At 71.6% G+C, this 18,310-nt stretch carries 16 protein-coding genes and 1 pseudogene; 3 read left to right on the top strand and 14 right to left on the bottom strand.

Translation table 11 applies throughout. The features are described from left to right. The first annotated feature begins 86 nt into the window (after positions 1-86). Positions 87-1,244 (top strand): transcription termination factor Rho, encoded by a 1,158-nt coding sequence (rho, locus tag AB0I77_RS06830; protein WP_363281312.1) that lies wholly within the window; start codon positions 87-89, stop codon positions 1,242-1,244. 121 nt (positions 1,245-1,365) lie between these two features. Further along, a pseudogene (locus AB0I77_RS06825) lies at positions 1,366-2,202 on the top strand (serine hydrolase); the annotation flags it as partial. A gap of 59 nt (positions 2,203-2,261) precedes the next feature. Here AB0I77_RS06825 and AB0I77_RS06820 read toward each other — a convergent pair. The 14 genes from AB0I77_RS06820 to AB0I77_RS06755 form a co-directional block, all read right to left on the bottom strand. Next, complete coding sequence (locus tag AB0I77_RS06820; RefSeq protein ID WP_363281311.1) at positions 2,262-3,638, bottom strand: glycosyltransferase 87 family protein; 1,377 nt, start codon at positions 3,636-3,638, stop codon at positions 2,262-2,264. Then, positions 3,635-5,029, bottom strand: a complete 1,395-nt coding sequence (gene mptB / locus AB0I77_RS06815) for a polyprenol phosphomannose-dependent alpha 1,6 mannosyltransferase MptB (protein ID WP_363281310.1) — start codon at positions 5,027-5,029, stop codon at positions 3,635-3,637. Before mptB ends, AB0I77_RS06820 begins: the two co-directional genes overlap by 4 nt. 170 nt (positions 5,030-5,199) lie before the next feature. Continuing rightward, positions 5,200-6,141, bottom strand: a complete 942-nt coding sequence (locus tag AB0I77_RS06810; protein ID WP_363281309.1) for a glutaminase — start codon at positions 6,139-6,141, stop codon at positions 5,200-5,202. Positions 6,142-6,177: 36 nt separating this feature from the next. Further along, positions 6,178-7,587, bottom strand: coding sequence for an aspartate ammonia-lyase (aspA, locus tag AB0I77_RS06805; RefSeq protein ID WP_363281308.1), 1,410 nt, complete (start codon positions 7,585-7,587; stop codon positions 6,178-6,180). A gap of 171 nt (positions 7,588-7,758) precedes the next feature. Beyond that, positions 7,759-8,778, bottom strand: a complete 1,020-nt coding sequence (locus tag AB0I77_RS06800; RefSeq protein ID WP_363281307.1) for an asparaginase — start codon at positions 8,776-8,778, stop codon at positions 7,759-7,761. A gap of 32 nt (positions 8,779-8,810) precedes the next feature. Next, a complete protein-coding gene (locus AB0I77_RS06795) occupies positions 8,811-10,253 on the bottom strand; it encodes an amino acid permease (protein WP_363281306.1) in 1,443 nt (480 codons plus the stop codon). Further along, complete coding sequence (locus AB0I77_RS06790; protein ID WP_363281591.1) at positions 10,250-10,927, bottom strand: FadR/GntR family transcriptional regulator; 678 nt, start codon at positions 10,925-10,927, stop codon at positions 10,250-10,252. The genes AB0I77_RS06795 and AB0I77_RS06790 overlap by 4 nt, the downstream gene beginning before the upstream one ends. Positions 10,928-11,100: 173 nt before the next feature. Next, positions 11,101-11,937, bottom strand: coding sequence for an undecaprenyl-diphosphate phosphatase (locus AB0I77_RS06785; RefSeq protein WP_363281305.1), 837 nt, complete (start codon positions 11,935-11,937; stop codon positions 11,101-11,103). 150 nt (positions 11,938-12,087) lie between these two features. Then, positions 12,088-12,462: a fluoride efflux transporter CrcB gene (crcB, locus tag AB0I77_RS06780; protein WP_363281304.1), complete on the bottom strand. Its 375-nt coding sequence runs from the start codon at positions 12,460-12,462 to the stop codon at positions 12,088-12,090. Next, the gene (locus AB0I77_RS06775; protein ID WP_363281303.1) at positions 12,459-12,839 is read right to left on the bottom strand and encodes a DUF190 domain-containing protein; all 381 of its coding nucleotides are present in this window, start codon (positions 12,837-12,839) and stop codon (positions 12,459-12,461) included. Before AB0I77_RS06775 ends, crcB (AB0I77_RS06780) begins: the two co-directional genes overlap by 4 nt. Continuing rightward, complete coding sequence (crcB, locus tag AB0I77_RS06770) at positions 12,836-13,297, bottom strand: fluoride efflux transporter CrcB (RefSeq protein WP_363281302.1); 462 nt, start codon at positions 13,295-13,297, stop codon at positions 12,836-12,838. The genes AB0I77_RS06775 and crcB (AB0I77_RS06770) overlap by 4 nt, the downstream gene beginning before the upstream one ends. A gap of 167 nt (positions 13,298-13,464) precedes the next feature. After that, positions 13,465-14,427, bottom strand: a complete 963-nt coding sequence (locus AB0I77_RS06765; protein ID WP_363281301.1) for an SMP-30/gluconolactonase/LRE family protein — start codon at positions 14,425-14,427, stop codon at positions 13,465-13,467. Between the two features lie 64 nt (positions 14,428-14,491). Beyond that, positions 14,492-14,779: a helix-turn-helix domain-containing protein gene (locus AB0I77_RS06760; RefSeq protein ID WP_363281300.1), complete on the bottom strand. Its 288-nt coding sequence runs from the start codon at positions 14,777-14,779 to the stop codon at positions 14,492-14,494. A 213-nt stretch (positions 14,780-14,992) separates the two neighbouring features. Continuing rightward, positions 14,993-17,014 (bottom strand): beta-galactosidase, encoded by a 2,022-nt coding sequence (locus tag AB0I77_RS06755; RefSeq protein ID WP_363281299.1) that lies wholly within the window; start codon positions 17,012-17,014, stop codon positions 14,993-14,995. A 242-nt stretch (positions 17,015-17,256) separates the two neighbouring features. Here AB0I77_RS06755 and AB0I77_RS06750 point away from each other — a divergent pair, with 242 nt between their 5' ends. Further along, positions 17,257-18,288: a LacI family DNA-binding transcriptional regulator gene (locus tag AB0I77_RS06750; RefSeq protein WP_363281298.1), complete on the top strand. Its 1,032-nt coding sequence runs from the start codon at positions 17,257-17,259 to the stop codon at positions 18,286-18,288. Positions 18,289-18,310 lie beyond the last annotated feature (22 nt).

Raw genomic sequence — 18,310 nt, 5'->3', positions numbered from 1 at the left:
ATGTTTCCGCCGCCCCGAGGCGCGCTGTCCGCCCTCCGCACGCGGCTTCTCCCCTTCCTCGCGCATGTCTCACATCCTCTTCGTCCTTGAAAGGACCAGCTCTCATGACCACCACACTCGAACGCCCCACTCAGCAGCAAGCCCCCGTCCAGGCCGCCACCGGCGTCCTCGACATCGACACCAACGGGAAGGGGCACCTGCGGGCCGAGAGCCTGCTGCCCTCTTCCTCCGACCTCCAGGTCCCTCCCGCGCTCATCCGCCGCTACGGCCTGCGCAAGGGAGACCACATCGACGGGACGCACGGCGCCCAGCGCGCCCTGACCGAAGTCGCCCGGATCAACGGGCACACCCCCGAACAGCTGCGCAACCGTCGCCACTTCCGCGACCTGACGCCGCTGCATCCACAGGAGCGGCTCCGCCTCGAACACCCCGCGGCCGGGCTGACCGGGCGCGTGACCGACCTGCTCACGCCCGTCGGCAAGGGCCAGCGCGGGCTCATCGTGGCCCCGCCCAAGACCGGCAAGACCGTCCTTCTCCAGCAGATCGCGGCCGCCGTCGCCGGCAACCATCCCGAGGCCCGGCTGATGGTGGTGCTGGTCGACGAGCGCCCCGAGGAGGTCACCGACATGCGGCGCTCCGTGCGCGGCGAGGTGTACGCCTCCACCTTCGACCAGAAGCCCAAGCAGCACATCGCGTTGGCCGAGCTCGTGATCGAGCGGGCCAAGCGGCTCGTCGAGGCGGGCGAGGACGTCGTCATCCTCCTCGACTCCCTCACCCGGCTGTGCCGGGCCTACAACAACGCGGCGGCCTCCGGTGGCCGCACCCTCAGCGGCGGCGTCGACGCGACCGCGCTGATCGGCCCCAAGCGGTTCTTCGGTGCCGCCCGCCAGGCCGAGGAGGGCGGCTCGCTCACCATCCTCGCCACCGCCCTGGTGGAGACCGGCTCCCGCGCCGACGACTTCTACTTCGAGGAGCTCAAGAGCACCGGCAACATGGAGCTGCGCCTCAGCCGCGAACTCGCCTCCCGCCGTGTGTTCCCGGCCGTCGAGATCAACCCCTCCGGCACCCGCCGCGAGGAACTCCTGCTGGCCCCGCCGGAGTTGACCGCCGTACGCGGCCTGCGCCGCGCCCTGCAGACCCGGGACGGCCAGCCCAGTCTGGAAACCCTCCTGGAGCGGATGCGCGAGACCCCGGACAACGCGACCTTCCTGCGCCGGATCCAGCCGACGCTGCCCACCGGCTGAGCACCGGCCCTAGCCCGCCTCCGCCCTTGAGGACATTCCCACGTGCGGCATCCGGGTGCTCGCAGGCCGCGCTCGGCCCGGGCAGCACGGTGTACGGCGGCCCCCTTCCTACGTTTGCGGTATGACAATCAGATGTACTTCCCGGGCTGTCGTGTCCACCTGCGCACTCTGCATGGCGGGCCTGCTGGCGCTCGCACCGGCCGCGGCGGCGACCCGCACCGGGGCGGACCCTGATACACCGGGCAGGTCCCGGGCGACGGCCCCGCAACCCGCCCTGCTGTACCGCTCCGGCACGCAGGTCCGGCCGCACCCCGGGGCGCCCGAGGTCCCGAAGGTCTCCGCGCTGTCGTGGCTGGTGGCCGATGTCCGCACCGGCGAGGTGCTCGCCGCGCACGACGCGCACCGCAAGCTGCCGCCCGCCAGCACTCTGAAGACCCTCTTCGCGCTCACGGTGCTGCCGGTGCTGCCCGGCGGCATTCGGCACCGGGTCGACGAGGCCGAACTCAGGAGCATCGGGGAGGGCAGCAGCCGGGTCGGGGTCGCCGAGGGCCGTACGTACCGGGTCGCCGACCTGTGGCGCGGGGTCTTCCTCAACTCCGGCAACGACGCTGTGCACGTCCTGGCCGGGCTGAGCGGCGGCTGGCGCTCCACGGCCGCGCGGATGCAGGCCAAGGCCCGTGCTCTCGGCGCCCGCGACACGCGCGTGGCTTCACCGGACGGGTACGACACGCCGGGCCAGGTGTCCTCGGCGTACGACCTCGCGGTCTTCGGCCGGGCGGGGCTGCGCAATCCCGACTTCGCGCGGTACTGCGGCACGGTCGAGGCCCAGTTCCCGGGCGGTGGCGGATGGTCGTACCCGATCCGGAACACCAACCGGCTGCTGACCGGCGACGACGGCGTGAAGGCGTATCCGGGGCTGATCGGCGTCAAGAACGGCTACACCAGCAACGCGGGCAACACGCTCGTGGCCGCCGCCCGCCGGGGCGGGCGCACCCTCGTCGTGACGGTGCTCAATCCTCAGGCGGGCGGCGGCTTCGCCGTGTACGAGGAGGCCCGCGTGCTGCTCGACTGGGGGTTCGGCGCGGCCGGGCGGGTCGATCCGGTGGGGTCGCTGGACGCGCTGCGGGTCAGGCCGCGGCCCGGGCCGGCCGAACTGCCCGCGGTTGCGGTGGCGGACGAGGATGACGAGGCCGGCTGGCCGCGGACGGGGGCGATCGCGGGCGTCGCCGGGCTGGGCGCGGGCGCGATGGCACTGGCGCTGCGGATCTGGGCCCGCCGGCCGGCGCGGGACTGACCGACCGGAAGCCACAGCAGCAGGCCGAGCGTGATCCAGGCGTAGGTGTTGCTGCCGAGGAATCCGTCGATGCCGGAGGCGTCGTCGAACCACAGCCACACGACGCTGGTGCACAGCACGGCGTACAGGGCGCCCGCGGTCCGCGGGTGCCCCGCGCGGATCAGCACGGCGAACGACGGCAGCAGCCACACCAGGTGGTGCACCCAGGTGATCGGGCTGACCAGACAGGCGGTCAGACCGGTGAGGGCGAACGCCGTCATCCACTCCCCCGCGGCGAGGGCCCGGCGCGCGCGGCTCGCCCACACGCCCAGGACCAGCAGGACCGCCACCGCCCACACCATCCGGTCCTGTTCGCCCAGCCGGGCCAGGATCCCTTGCAGGGACTGGTTGGAGACGTAGTCCAGGCGGCCCACCCGGGTGGTGTCCCACAGCGCCTCGGTCCAGTAGAAGCGCGAGGCGTCCGGGGCCACGCAGGCCGCGAGCGCCGTCGCCGCCGCGGTGACGGCCGTGGCGACCGCTGCCGCGCGCCAGCGCCGGGCGAGCAGCAGCAGGCCGATGAACACCGCCGGCGTGAGTTTCACCGCGGCGGCGAGACCGATCCCCACGCCCGCCCAGCGCTCCCGCCCGCCCGCGAGCAGCCACGCGTCGGCGAGCACGAGGGCCAGCAGCAGGAGGTTCACCTGGCCGAAGCTGAGGGTGTCGCGCAGCGGTTCGAACAGGGCGAGCACGCAGGCGCCGAGGGCGCAGCCGTACCAGCCGTAGCGCCGCCAGGCCGGACCGGCGAGAATGCGCAGGACCACGGCCAGTGCCGCCAGGTTCAGCAGCAGGGCGACGGCGATCGCGGCGTGCGGGCCGAGCAGCGCCATCGGCAGCATGGCGACGGCGGCGAACGGCGGGTAGGTGAAGCCGTACGTCGTCCCGGGCACCCGGTAGTCGTAGATCTGCCCGCCGTGGTGGACCCAGGTGTCGACGGTGCCGTAGTAGACGCGCAGGTCGAACCAGTCGCGCAGCAGCGGCACGGTCGCGGTGAACGCGGTCACGGCCGCGGCGAGGGCGAGCACGCACAGCAGGCGCCCGCGGTCGGTGCGGGGCAGTCTCATGCCGTACGCCCCAACGCCGGTGCCAGCTCCGCCTGATGGGCCTGCCACAGGACCACCACGGCGAGCACGCCGCCCGAGACGGCGAGGACCAGTTGCCCGGTGTCGGCCGGGCCGCCGCTGGGCAGCGCGGCGAGGGCGAGCACACCCGACACGGCCGCCACCCGGTGCCGTACCGACGCACTGGGCGCCGCCGCGGCGATGAGGAACAGTCCCCACAGGGCGTACCAGGGGCGGATGGCCGGGCCGAGCGCGGCCACGGCGGCCAGGCTCAGGCCGAGCGCGTAGACCGGCCGCGGGCGCAGCCGCAGCCAGATGAGGAGGACGGCGACCACGGCGGCGACGACCCCGAAGGCGTGCCAGGCCGGGACGGCCAGGGGCGCCAGATCGCTGCCGAGCCGCTCCAGCAGGGCACCGGTGGCGCGGCCGAGGAGGCTGGTGAGCGCCCAGTTCTGCGGGGAGACCGGGGTGTTCAGGGCGCCTATCCAGCCGTATCCCGTGCCGGCCACGGTCGTCGCGGCGACCGTGGTGGCCGCCGCCGCGACGGCGGTCGTGGTGACGGCCTTCGCCCGGCCTCGTCCCGCGCGCACCTGGAGGACGACGACCGCGGCGAGCCCCAGCACGGCGGGCGCCTTGACCAGGGCGGCGAGCGTGACGAGTACGGCGCCCAGCACCGGCCACCGGCCGAGCGCCGCGACCAGGCCGAGGCCGAGCAGGCCCAGCATGATGGCGTCGTTGTGCGCGCCCGCGACCAGATGGAGCAGCACGAGCGGGTTGAGGGCGCCTAGCCAGAGCGCGGCGGCCGGATCGGCGCCGCTGTGCCGGGCGAGGCGGGGCAGCGCGGCCGCCATCAGCCCCACCCCGAGCAGTGCGACCAGGCGCATCCCGAAGAGACCGGCGGGCAGTTCGCCCCGGGTCACACCGGACAGCGCGGAGGCGAGGCCGAGGAACACCGGGCCGTACGGCGCTCCGGTGTGCCGCCACAGCGGGGAGACCTCGGCGGCGAGCGGGCCGCCGAGCTGCGCGGGCCCGTGCGCGTAGACGTCGATGTGCGCGTCGACCATGGCGCCCTGCGCGAGGTAGCTGTACACGTCCCGGCTGAACAGCGGGGGCGCGACCAGCAGCGGGGCCGCCCAGATCACCAGCACCGCCAGCAGGGCGCGCGGGCTGGGCGGTTCGGCGCCGCGGATCAGCCGGCCCAGCAGTGCCCAGGCCGCTATCAGCAGGACGACGCCGAAGTACGCGCCGACGAGACCGAAGGCGGCATGGGCGGAGGACGGCGCGAGGAGCTCCCGGACCGGGAGGGCTCCGGCGGTCTCGCCTCCGGCGGTGACGCAGGTGGTTCCGGCGAGACCGAGTATCTGGCAGCGGCGGAGATCGACGGGGAAAGCCATGGCCAACACTCGGGGAGCGTGTCAAGGGTGGGTGGCCGGGAAGCGACGTATGCCCTGCCGGGCGGAAGCGGGGGTGTGACTGGTCGGTGGGGTTTGTTTGTTGGGTGCGGGCCGGTGGGGGCTGGTCGCGCAGTTCCCCGCGCCCCTTTAGGGCGTTTCAGCGAGGCCCCTCAGAACACCGAGAGGCCGGTCAATGTTGTGAAGCGCTCCAGTGCTGCCACCCCCGCCACCGAGTTGCCCCGTTCGTCCAGCCCCGGGCTCCATACGCACAGCGTGCAGCGGCCCGGTACGACCGCGATGACGCCGCCGCCGACTCCGCTCTTGCCGGGCAGGCCGACTCGGTAGGCGAATTCGCCCGCCGCGTCGTACGTCCCGCAGGTCAGCATCACCGCGTTGATCTGCTTGGCCTGGCTGCTGGTGAGCAGGCGGGTGCCGTCGGCGCGGACGCCGTGGCGGGCCAGGAAGGTGGTCGCCAGGGCGAGGTCGGCGCAGGAGGCGGTGAGGGAGCACTGGCGGAAGTACTGGTCGAGCAGGACCGGCACAGGGTTGTCGATGTTGCCGTACGACGCCATGAAGTGGGCCAGGGCGGCGTTGCGGTCACCGTGCGCGGACTCGGAGGCGGCGACCTCCTTGTCGAAGCCGAGGGCCGGGTTGCCGCTCTCCGAGCGGAGGAAGGCGAGCAGTTCGCCGGCCGCGTCCTCGGTACGGGTATGGAGGCGGTCGGTGACGACGAGCGCGCCCGCGTTGATGAACGGGTTGCGCGGGATGCCGTTCTCGTACTCCAGCTGGATCAGGGAGTTGAAGGGATTGCCGGAGGGCTCGCGGCCCACGTGCTCCCAGAGTTCGTCGCCCTCGCGGGCCAGGTCGAGAGCGAGGGTGAAGACCTTGGTGATGGACTGCGTGGAGAACGGCTGCCGCCAGTCCCCCACGCCGTACACCGTGCCGTCCAGCTCAGCGACGGCCATGCCGAAGCTGCGGGGGTCGCAGGCCGCGAGCGCCGGGATGTAGTCGGCGGGCCGGCCGCGGCCGGGGGTCCGTCCGATCTCGTCGGCGATGCGCTCCAGGATCGGCTGGAAGGTCAGGGACGAGGGGGACTCTGCCATGATCGCCATTGTGCCTCCGGGCCGGTTCTGGTGTGCGTCCTCGGTTCAGGCGAGGGGTGAGCCGCTGCCCGCGAGGACCTCCGGCCGCAGCAGGTCCGCCAGCTTCTCGGCCGGCAACAGGCCCTTCTCCAGGACGAGTTCGGCCACGCCCCGGCCGGTGGCGAGGGCCTCCTTGGCGATGTCGGTGGCGGCCGTGTACCCGATGTGCGGGTTGAGGGCGGTCACCAGGCCGATGGAGTTCTCCACGGTCCTGCGCAGTACCTCGGTATTGGCGGTGATGCCGTCGACGCAGCGCTCGGCGAGGGTGAGGCAGGCGGCGCGCAGGTGCGTGATGGACTCCGACAGGGAGTGCAGGATGATCGGCTCGAAGGCGTTGAGCTGGAGCTGTCCGGCCTCGGCGGCCATGGTGATGGTGACGTCGTTGCCGATCACCTCGAAGGCGACCTGGTTGACGACCTCGGGGATCACCGGGTTGACCTTGCCGGGCATGATCGACGAACCCGCCTGCACAGGCGGCAGGTTGATCTCGCCGAGCCCCGCGCGCGGCCCGGAGGACAGCAGGCGCAGGTCGTTGCAGCTCTTGGACAGCTTGACGGCGACCCGCTTGAGCACGCCGGACATCTGGACGAACGCGCCGCAGTCCTGGGTGGCTTCGACCAGGTTGGCGGCGGTGACCAGCGGCAGTCCGGTGATCTCGGCGAGGTGGCGGCGGGCCGACTCGGCGTATCCGACGGGGGCGTTGAGGCCGGTGCCGATCGCTGTGGCGCCCAGGTTGATCTCATGGATCAACTCGACGGCCTCGGCAAGACGGCTGCGATCCTCGTCAATCATGACGGCGTATGCGGAGAACTCCTGGCCGAGCGTCATCGGCACCGCGTCCTGCAACTGTGTACGGCCCATCTTGAGCACATCGCGGAACTCGACGGCCTTGCGGGCGAACGCGTCCTGGAGTACGGACATCGCCTCGAGCAGTCCACGTACCGCGAAGACCGTCGCGATCTTGACGGCTGTCGGGTAGACGTCATTGGTCGACTGGCCGAGGTTGACGTCCTCGTTGGGGTGGAGGTGCCGGTACTCCCCCTTGGCGTACCCGAGCAGCTCCAGCGCCCGGTTCGCGACGACCTCGTTGGCGTTCATGTTGGTGGAGGTGCCGGCGCCGCCCTGGATCACATCGACGACGAACTGGTCGTGCAGCTTGCCGTCGCGTATCTCACCGCAGGCCTCGACGATCGCGGCGGCCTTCTTCGGCTCCAGCAGGCCGAGTTCCTCGTTGGCGAGGGCCGCGGCCTCCTTGACGGCGGCGAGGGCGTCGATCAGATGCGGGTAGGCGGAGATCGGCGTACCCGTGATGGGGAAGTTCTCGGTGGCGCGCAGGGTGTGGATGCCCCAGTACGCGTCGGCGGGGATATCCCGGTCGCCGAGAAGGTCGTGCTCGCTGCGGGTGATGTCGGACATGAGGGTACGGGTCCTCTTTCTGAGTGGGGAGGGGGTGGAAGCGGAGGGGGCCGAGCGATTCGACACGGCTGCGGCAAACGCCCTAGGGGCGCGGGGAACTGCGCGACCAGCCACAGCGCCGCCGCAGCCGGTCGATCACAGTCACCCCTACGTCGCTCAGCCGACCAGTCGTCAGACGCGGGCCGACAACGTGACCGGGTCCAGCGCCCGCACCGGCCGCACACACCCGACCGGCTCACCACCCCCGAGCAGCGGCTCCCCCGCGAACTCGACGAGCAACGCTGGATCGACCCCCGCCCAGGCAAGCGCAGCGGCCACCACCGGAACCCGCGCCCGATTCGCCCCGTCAGCGATCTTCACGGCAACAGCTCTCCCATCAGCCAGCGCGGCGACCTGCACGCCCTCGAACCCGTCCTTGGTGAGCAGTCCGGGCACGGCCCGCATCATCGCGGCCACGTCACGGCCGGACCCGGAGGCCATCTCGGCGTGCTCGCGCATCGCGTCCGCCACGCGTGCCTCGGGGGTGCCGGGTGCGGCGGTGGTGATGCGGGCGGCGGCGCGGGCGAGGCCGTGCAGGGAGATCGAGAACAGCGGGGCGCCGCAGCCGTCGACGGTCACCTGGGCGATGTGCTGCCCGGTGAGGTTCTCGACGATCTCGGCGATGGCCTGTTGGAGGGGGTGGGCCGGGTCGATGTAGTCGTCCAGGGACCAGCCGTTGAGCGCGCAGGTGTAGAGCATGGCCGCGTGCTTGCCGGAGCAGTTCTGGGCGAGCCGGGAGGGTGGCCGCCCCGCGCGCACCCAGTCGTCCCGGACGACCGGGTCGAAGGGCAGGTCGGTCACGTTGCGCAGGTGGTTCTCGGTGAGTCCGGCGAGTTCCAGGATCCGCCGGGCGCCGGCGAGGTGGCGTTCCTCGCCGGAGTGGCTGGCCGCGGCGAGCGAGAGCAGCTCGCCGTCGAGCGGGAGCCCGGCCCGGACCATGGCGACGGCCTGGACGGGCTTGAGGGCCGAGCGGGGGTAGAACGCGGCCTCGATGTCGCCGAGTTGGAACTGGAGGTCGTCGCCGCCGGGTCCGAGGACGACGACGGAGCCGTAGTGGATGCCCTCGATCACCCCGCCGCGGATGAGGTGGGCGACGGGGGCGTGGAGGGGTTCACGGATCAGGGGTGCGTCCGCGACGGAACTGCTGTACATCGCTTCCTGCTTCTTAGGGAGCGGCGCGTGCCTCACGCGTCGGCTCCGGTGGTGGACTTGCGCGCCGCTCGGCCGCGGATGGCGAACCACCCGGCGACCAGCGCCGCGACGATCAGCGGAAGGCACAGCACGGTGGTGCGGCCGGCGCCGCCGTCGGCGTACATGAGGACCAGGACGGAGGCGAGGAAGGCCAGCGTCACGAGTTCGGTCCAGGGGGATCCCGGCAACTGGTAGCCGGGGCGGGAGAGTTCGCCCTTCCGGGTCTTCTGCCAGAACATCAGGTGGCAGATCATGATCATGCCCCAGGTGGAGAGGATGCCGATCGCGGCGAAGTTCAGCACGATCTCGAACGCGTCGGCGGGGACGACGAAGTTGAGGCCGACGCCGAGTACGCAGAAGCCGCTGGTGAGCAGGATGCCGCCGTATGGGACCTTGCTGCGGCTCATCACCGACGTGAACTTGGGCGCGGAGCCGGACATCGCCATCGAGCGCAGGATGCGGCCGGTGGAGTACAGGCCGGAGTTGAGCGAGGACATGGCCGCGGTGAGGACGACGAGGTTCATCACGCCGCCGGCGGCCGGGATGCCGATGTTGGACAGCACGGTCACGAAGGGGCTCTCGCCGGACGTGTACTTGTTCCAGGGGAGCAGCATCGACAGCAGGACCACCGAGCCGACGTAGAACAGGCCCACGCGCCACATGATCGAGTTGATCGCCTTCGGCATGATCTTCTCGGGGTTCTCGGTCTCGCCGGCCGCGACGCCCACCAACTCCACCGAGGCGTAGGCGAAGACGACGCCCTGGATGATCAGCAGCATGGGCAGCAGGCCGTTGGGGAAGAGGCCGCCGTGGTCGGTGATCAGGGACGGGCCGGGGGTGGTGCCGTCGACGGGATGCTGCGTGACCAGCACGAAGATGCCGATGCACATGAAGATCACCAGCGCGCTGACCTTGACGATGGCGAACCAGAACTCCAGTTCGCCGAAGATCTTCACCGAGATCAGGTTCACCGTGAGGACCACGGCCAGGGCGATCAGTGCGATCACCCACTGCGGGATGTCGGAGAACATGCCCCAGTAGTGGGTGTAGGTGGCCACCGCGGTGATGTCGGCGATGCCGGTGGTGGCCCAGTTGAGGAAGTACATCCAGCCCGCGGTGTACGCGCCCTTCTCGCCGAGGAATTCCCTGGCGTACGACACGAAGGCGCCGGAGGAGGGGCGGTACAGGACGAGTTCGCCGAGGGCGCGCACGACGAGGAAGGCGAAGATTCCACAGACCGCGTAGGCGATGAACAGGGACGGGCCCGCGTCGGCGAGGCGGCCGCCGGCGCCCAGGAAGAGGCCGGTACCGATGGCGCCGCCGATGGCGATCATGTTGACGTGCCGGGACTTCAGGGACTTGCTGTAGCCCGCGTCGCCGGCGTCGACATGTGTGGGGGGTTTGCGTGTCGCCTCTTGGAGGTGATGCTCGCTCACGCCTCGGGTCCGCCTTCCGTGGGGGTGTCCGTGCGCGTGGGGCGCACGATGTCGGTGAGGGTCGTCTCGACCCGGTCGAGATGGTGAGCCATGGCTTCCACCGCGTCGTGTTCGGAGCCGTCGAGCAGTGCCTCGACGATGGCGCGGTGCTCTCGGTTGGACTGTTCGCGCCGGCCGCCGAGTTCGTTGAGGAACGCCGACTGGCGGGCCAGTGCGTCGCGGATCTCCTCGATGACCCGGCGGAAGACCGGGTTCTGCGCGGCCTCCGCCACGCCGAGGTGGAACAGCGAGTCCATCGCGACCCATGCGGTGGTGTCCGTCTCCCGTTCCATCCGGTCCAGGAGGTGGGCCAGATGGTCGAGGTTCTCCGGGGTGCGGCGCCGGGCCGCGTACCCGGCGACCGGGATCTCGACATGGCGGCGCACCTCCAGCAGGTCGCTGGCCGCGTAGTCGCCGAAGGTGGGGTCCTCGACGGCGTTGGCGACGACGAAGGTGCCCTTGCCGGTCCTGGAGACGGTCAGCCCCATGGTCTGCAGCGCCCGCAGGGCCTCGCGCAGCACGGGCCGGGAGACCTCCAGGCTGCGGCAGAGCTCCGCCTCGGAGGGGAGCTTGTCGCCGATCGCGTAGACGCCGTGCTCGATGGCACCGCGGAGGTGGGTGAGTACCGCTTCCATGGCGCTGACGCGCCGCGGTCCCCCACCTGTCTGGCTGTCTGACAGGTTCACGGGAGTGATACTCCGGGGGCCGTGAGGTTTCTGTCAAGGTGGCCGAAACGGAAATTTCAAGGGGTGTGAAGCCTGAATGCGGCCTCACACCCCCGGCGGTCGCTCACTGGGCACGCCCGTGGTCAGCCGCTGAGCACGCCCGTGCCCAACAGCCCGAACAGCAGCACACCGACGACGATCCGGTAGATCACGAAGGCGTTGAAGGAGTGCTTGGCGACGAACTTCAGCAACCAGGCGATGGAGGCGTAGGCGACGACGAACGAGACGACGGTGCCCACGGCGAGCGGCGCCGCGCCCGCGCCGGTGCCCAGGGCGTCCTTCAGTTCGTACAGGCCGGCGCCGGTCAGGGCGGGGATCCCGAGGAAGAACGACAGGCGGGTGGCGGCCACCCGGTCCAGGTCCAGGATCAGCGCCGTGGACATGGTGGCGCCGGAGCGCGAGAAGCCGGGGAAGAGCAGGGCGAGGATCTGCGAACAGCCGACCAGCATCGCGTCCTTGAAGGAGGTGTCGTCCTCACCGCGCTTGTGCCGGCCCATCTGGTCCGCCGCCCACATCACCCCGCTGCCGACGATCAGCGAGCCCGCGACCACCCACAGCGAGGCCAGCGACCCCTCGATCAGCGGCTTGGCGGCCAGGCCCACGACGACGATCGGGATCGTCGCGCAGATCACCCACCAGGCGAACTTGTAGTCGTGGTGGTACCGCTCCTCCCGGTTGACGAGCCCCCGGCCCCACGCGGAGACGATCCGCACGATGTCCTTGAAGAAGTACACGAACACGGCGGCGATCGCCCCGACCTGGATGACGGCCGAGAACCCGACGACGGCGTTGTCGTCGACGGGGATGCCCATGAGCCCCTCGACGATCTTCAGGTGACCGGTGGAGGAGACGGGCAGGAACTCGGTCACCCCCTCGACGGCTCCGAGGACGACGGCCTGACCGACGCTGATGACGCTCATGGGATCCAGTTCTTCTCAGGGATGTGCGGGGAAGTCAGGGGATGTGCGGGGAAGGCGGGTGCGGCGGGGACAGTCTTACTACACGCGGGCGAGAGCCGAGCCACCCTCGGGCGAGAGCCGACCTGCCCGTGGGCGAGCGCCGAGCCCCGCCTACGCCCACACCGCCTGCGCCAGCGCCACCCCCACGAAGGCCGCCCCCAGCCCCGCCACCACGCTCGCGACCACGTTGGCGGCGGCGTAGAACCCGGCCCCGGTCTCGGTGAGCCGGAGGGTCTCGTACGAGAAGGTCGAGTACGTCGTCAGCGCCCCGCACAGGCCGGTGCCCAGAAGCAGCTGGAGGTGGGAACCGGCGGATCCGGCGGCCACCGCGCCGGTCAGCAGGCCGAGGACCAGGCAGCCGGTGACGTTCACCGCGAAGGTGCCCCAGGGGAAGACCGAGTCGTGCCGGGACTGCACCGCCCGGTCGGTCAGATAGCGGAGCGGGGCACCCACCATCGCGCCCGCGACGACCAGCAGCCAGTTCACAACGACTTCTTACCCTTCGTGCCCGGATTGTTCTTTTCGTCATCTCGCCCGACGTACCTGATGACCTCGCAGTCGTCGAGGATCACCAGTCCCTCGGTGACGAGTTCGTCGAGCTGCGGCAGGAACTCCCGTACGCGTTCCTCGCCGTCGACGATCACGACGGCCACCGGCAGGTCCTCGCTCAGGGAGAGCAGCCGGGAGGTGTGGATCAGGGAGGAGGCGCCGAAGCCCTCGATGCCCCGGAAGACGCTGGCCCCCGCGAGGCCGGCCGCGTGGGCCCGGTGCACGATCTCCGTGTAGAGCGGCTTGCGGTGCCAGGTGTCGTTCTCGCCGACGAAGACGGTCACGCGCAGCGCCCTGCCGGTCAGCCTCGTCATGGCTGCCTCCACTTCAGGACGCGGCGGGTGGCCACGACCGCGAGCCACACCGCGCCGAGCGCCGCGAGCAGGGTCGCGGCGAGATAGGCCAGCCCCGTGCGGGGATGACCGGCGTCGACCAGCTTCTGGATGTCCACGGCGTACGTCGAGAAGGTGGTGAAGCCGCCCAGCACGCCGGTGCCGAAGAAGGGCCGGACCAGGCGGTGGGCGGCCCACACATCGGTGATGACCACCATGAACACGCCGATCACGGCGCAGCCGACGACGTTGGTCCAGAAGGTCGCCCAGGGGAATCCGCCCGGCTGGAGGGGCCACCACAGGGAGGCCGCGTAGCGGGCGGTGGCGCCGAGGCCGCCGCCGAGCGCGACCACCGCGACCACCGGCGCCTGCCCGCGCCAGTCGGGGCGGCGTGGGGCGCGCGCGGGAAGGGGCAGGCTCTCGGTCTCCGGGGCTGTCATGTCGTACGTCTCCTACTCGCCGGGGCCCGGTCGTACGCGGGCGCGCGCCATCGCAAGTAGGGACCGTTGGCGGCACGGGTGCCGCGGTTCGGGTACGGCGGGCCCCACCGCCGCGCCGCGAGGTGATCGCGGCCGGTCAACAGGGTAACCCCGGCGCTTCGCCGGGGTCACTTCGTGGCCGGTGCCTCGCAGACCGCGATGCCGCGCTCCCACAGGCTGCCCAGGATCAGGTGGCCCGCGGTCTCGCAGACGCTGGTGACCATGCGGAAGCCGGAGTGGCGGCGGGTGAGGTGGTGGAGGATCTCGCCCTGGTCGTCGACCGCCAGGACTGCGATCGTGCCCGAGGGGCGGAAGGGGGCGCGCACGGCCACGCGGGCGGCGGCGCGGAGGAGGTGCGGTGGGCCGCGGTGCAGCAGGTCCAGCGGGGGCACGCGGGGGCCGGCGAGCGACACCCAGACCGGGCCGTGCCGTCCGGCGCGCCAGAGGTTGTCGGGCATGCCCGGCAGGTTCTCGGCGAAGGGCTCCAGGTGGCCCGCTCTCGGTCCGGTGAGCCAGTAGCGGGTCAGCCGGTACGCACCCGTCTCGGCGACGACCAGGAAGGACTCGTCGCCGCTCGGGGCCAGTCCGTTGGCGAACTGAAGCCCCTCCAGGAGGACTTCGGCCGTGTCACTGCCGGGGGCGAGGCGCAGGAGCCGGCCGGTGCCGGTGTGCTCGACCAGGTCGCCGATCCACTGCTTGAGCGGGTAGCGGCGGCTGGAGACGGTGAAGTACACGCTGCCGTCGGACAGGGCGACCGCGTTGCTGCAGAACCGCAGCCGCTCCCCCGCCGCCGAGTCGGTGAGGACGCGTACGGCGCCGGACGCCAGGTCGACGCGCAGCAGACCGCGTTCGGCGTCGCACACCAACAAGGCGTCGTCCGGGAGGAGTTCGAGGCCGAGCGGCCTGCCGCCGGTCTCGGCGAGCACCTCCACGCGGGGCGCGGCCGGCTCCGTCAGGCCGTCGAGGCGCAGGATCCGGCCGTCCTCGACGCCGGTCAGGACGCGACCTCGGGCGTCGGCCACCACGTCCTCCGGGCCGCGGGCCCCGATCGCGACGTAGCGGCGGGGGACGAGTGCCGTGGGACGGTGCATGGACGCCTGCCCTTCGCGGTCGAAGACGGCTCGTCGCGCGTGCGGGTACCCGCACGGGCCGGGGCTACCAGCCCTTCTCGAACATGCGCGCCACCTCGGCGATCCGCATCTCGTCGCGCCGGTAGTGGGTGCGTCGCCGGATCCGCTTGGTGCGCAGCAGGCCGATGTCCGCGAGCAGGGAGAGGTGGGTCTCGGCGACCGCGCGGGGCACACCGAGTCTCTCCGCGAGGGTGTCCGCGGTGACTCCGTCCTCGACGAGGTCGCCGTGCCGCTGGGGCGGGAAGTGTGCGGCCGGGTCCTTCAGCCACTCGAGGATGTCCAGGCGCCTTTCGCCGGTGGGAGTCCTCAGCATGTCGTTCCCCTCCGTCCGAGCCTCCTCGTACCGCGTCTGCCCACTGTCCCGCAGTCGACCCCGCCGCGTCCGGGACTCCGCAACCTTGTCCGGTACCGAACTCTTTTGCGGCACAGGCCTGTTCGACGCGAGGTGAAGGCCAGGACTCACCAGGAGCGGGAAAACCCCCTCCGCCCGCGGCTCGGATGCTCGCACGGACGGAGGGGAGTCGGCTCAGCCGTCGAGGCGTACGACCCGGACGGCTCCCGCCGGGACCGGCAGGCGGCCCACGGCACGTTCACCGGTCAGCAGCTCGGTGCCGTGCGCGTCCATCGGCACCTTGACGTCCGACGCGGTGTGGTTGATGGCGAACAGGTAGCTGCCCGACTCTCCGGTGCGGCGCAGCACTTCCACGTCACGGGGCAGGTCGGCGCGGGTGCTCATCCCGGCGTCCTCGATCGCCCAGCCGAGCAGCGCGTCGAGGCCGTCGGCGCCGAGGCGGGTGGAGAGGTACCAGGCGGTGCCCTGGCCGAGGTGGTGCCGGGTGACGGCGGGGTGGCCCGCGGTCAGGCCGTCGGCGTACGTCCACACGGTCTCGGCGCCGCGCGGCACCACGAACTCGGTCCACACGTCACCGGTGAGTTCCGAGCCCTCGGGGCCCGCGATGCGCACCGACTGGTCCCGCAGCAGCGGCGAGAACTCCTCGACGGTCAGACCGAGCACGTCCCGCAGCGGCCCCGGGCAGCCGCCCTCGTGGACGGCGTCGTGTTCGTCGACGATGCCGGAGAAGTACGAGACGACGAGGGTGCCGCCGCCCTCGACATACCGCGTGAGGTTGCGGCCGGCCGCCTCCGTCATGAGGTACAGCGCGGGCACGACGACAAGGGGATACCTCGACAAGTCGGCTTCCGGGTGGGCGAAGTCGACCGTGAGGTGACGGTCGTAGAGGGCCTCGTAGAAGGCGTCGGCACGCTCGCGCGGGTCGTGGTCCTCGCTGGGGCGCCACTGGAGGTTCTGCGCCCACCAGGAGTGCCAGTCCCACAGGACGGCCACGTCGGCGGTGGTGCGGGTGCCGCGGATCGTGGTCAGCGAGTCGAGCGAGGCACCCAGTTCGACCACTTCGCGCCACACGCGGGTGTCCGTGCCGCCGTGCGGCACCATCGCCGAGTGGAACTTCTCGGCGCCGCGCCGCGACTGCCGCCACTGGAAGAACATCGCGCCCTCGGAGCCGCGCGCCACGTGCGCCAGGGAGTTGCGGGCCATCTGGCCGGGCGCCTTGGCGGGGTTGCGCGGCTGCCAGTTGACGCCCGAGGTGGAGTGTTCGAGCAGCAGCCAGGGGGCGCCGCCGGCGACGGACCGGGTGAGGTCGGCGGCCATCGCGAGGTTGACGTGGGTGCGGCGGCCGTCGGTGATGAGGTAGTGGTCGTTGGTGACGAGGTCGACTTCTCGGCCCCAGGCCCAGTAGTCGATGGAATCGCACTGGCTGAGCGCGGTCATGAAGTTGGTCGTGACCGGGACGCCCGGTGCGAGGCGGTGCATGATGTCCCGTTCCGCCACGAAGTTCTCGCGCATGGTGGCGTCGGCGAACCGCTTGTAGTCCAGCGCCTGGCCGGGGTTGCCGACCGTGGGTGTCGTGCGCGGCGGGTCGATCTGCTCGAAGCCGGCGTAGCGCTGGCCCCAGAAGGCGGTGCCCCAGGCCTCGTTGACCGCGTCGACCGTCCCGTACTCCGTCGCGAGCCAGCGGCGGAAGTGGGCGGCGCAGGAGTCGCAGTAGCAGGCCGAGACGGGGACGCCGTACTCGTTGTGCACGTGCCACAGGGCCAGGGCCGGGTGGCCGGCGTAGCGCTCGGCGAGTTGTGTGGTGATGTTGGCGGCGGCCGTGCGGTAGTCGGCGTTGCTGTGGCAGATCGCGCCGCGTGAGCCGAAGGCGAGGCGGGTGCCGTCGGCCGTCACGGGCAGCGCCTCGGGGTGGGCGCGGTAGAACCAGGCCGGGGGGACGACCGTGGGGGTGGCGAGGTCGACGCGTATGCCGTTGTCGTGCAGCAGGTCGAGGATCCGGTCCAGCCAGCCGAAGTCGTAGCTACCGGGGGCGGGCTCCAGGAGCGCCCAGGAGAAGATGCCGACGCTCACCATGGTGACGCCGGCCTCGCGCATCAGCCGGACGTCCTCCTGCCAGACGCTCTCGGGCCACTGCTCCGGGTTGTAGTCCCCGCCGAAGGCGAGCCTGGTCAGGCCCCTGGGGGTGGTGTCCGGCATGGAACTCTCCCGGTTCAGATGGTTGGGAACGTGCACATACGGCGTCAGCGGCACGCGGCCCAAGATAACCGTACGAGGGTGACCCTTGCCAAGTGTCATGAAGCAGGGTGTGCTGTGCACGATCACAGGCCGTTGGCCTCGGCGGGGGCTTGTCGAGGGCTTGACGGGTGCTTGTCGGGGGCTTGTCGGGTGGCACAGGGCGGTCCGGGCTGCTCCGATCCGCCATCCGGGGCCTTAAAGTCGTGACCATGAACACTGCGGGGGGCCGGCGTAGACCGCCGACGATCCACGACGTCGCGCGGGAGGCGGGCGTCTCCCGCGGCACCGTCTCGCGCGTGCTCAACGGCGGGCACTACGTCAGCCCCGCCGCCCAGGAGGCGGTCGACGCCGCCATCCGCAAGACCGGCTATGTCGTCAACCGGCACGCGCGTTCGCTGATCACCGGGCGTTCGGACTCGGTCGGCTTCCTGCTGACCGAGCCGCAGGAGAGGTTCTTCGAGGACCCGAACTTCAACGTCCTGTTGCGCGGCTGCACGCAGGCGCTGGCCGCGCACGACATTCCGCTGCTGCTGATGCTGGCGGGCACCGAGGACGAGCGGCGCCGCATCACGCGGTACATCACGGCCGGGCACGTCGACGGGGTGCTGCTGGTCTCCAGCCACTCCGGGGACCCGGTCGCCGAGGAACTGCGCGCGGCGGGGGTGCCGCTGGTCGCGTGCGGCAAGCCGATCGGTCTCGGTTCCCGGGTGAGCTACGTGGCGGCGGACGACCGGGACGGCGCCCGGGACATGGTGCGCCACCTGCTGTCGCTGGGCCGCCGCCGCGTCGGCGTGGTCACCGGCCCGCTGGACACCCCGGGCGGTGTCGAGCGCCTGGCCGGCTACAAGGAGGTGCTCGCCGAGGCGGGCGTGGAGATCGACGAGCGGCTCGTCGTCTCCGGCGACTACAGCCGGGCCAGCGGTGAGGCGGGCGCCGAGCGGCTGCTCGCGCGGGCCCCGGACCTGGACGCCGTGTTCGTCGCGTCCGACCTGATGGCGCAGGGTGTGCTGACGGCGCTGGAGCGGGCGGGACGGCGGGTGCCCCAGGACGTCGCGGTCGGCGGTTTCGACGACTCGCCCGCCGCGGTCGCCGCCCGCCCCGAGCTGACGACCATCCGCCAGCCCTGGGACCGCATCAGCGCGGAGATGGTCCGGGTGCTGCTGGCCCAGATCGGGGGCGAGGATCCGGCGGCGGTGATTCTGCCGACGGAGTTGGTGAAGCGGGAGTCGACGTGACGCGTCCCGACGAGGGCTCGGG

The sequence above is a fragment of the Streptomyces sp. NPDC050619 genome, assembly GCF_040654815.1.
Classification (GTDB): domain Bacteria; phylum Actinomycetota; class Actinomycetes; order Streptomycetales; family Streptomycetaceae; genus Streptomyces.
The sequence above is the reverse complement of the archived record's forward strand: the minus strand, read 5'-3'. Positions and strand labels throughout refer to the sequence as shown.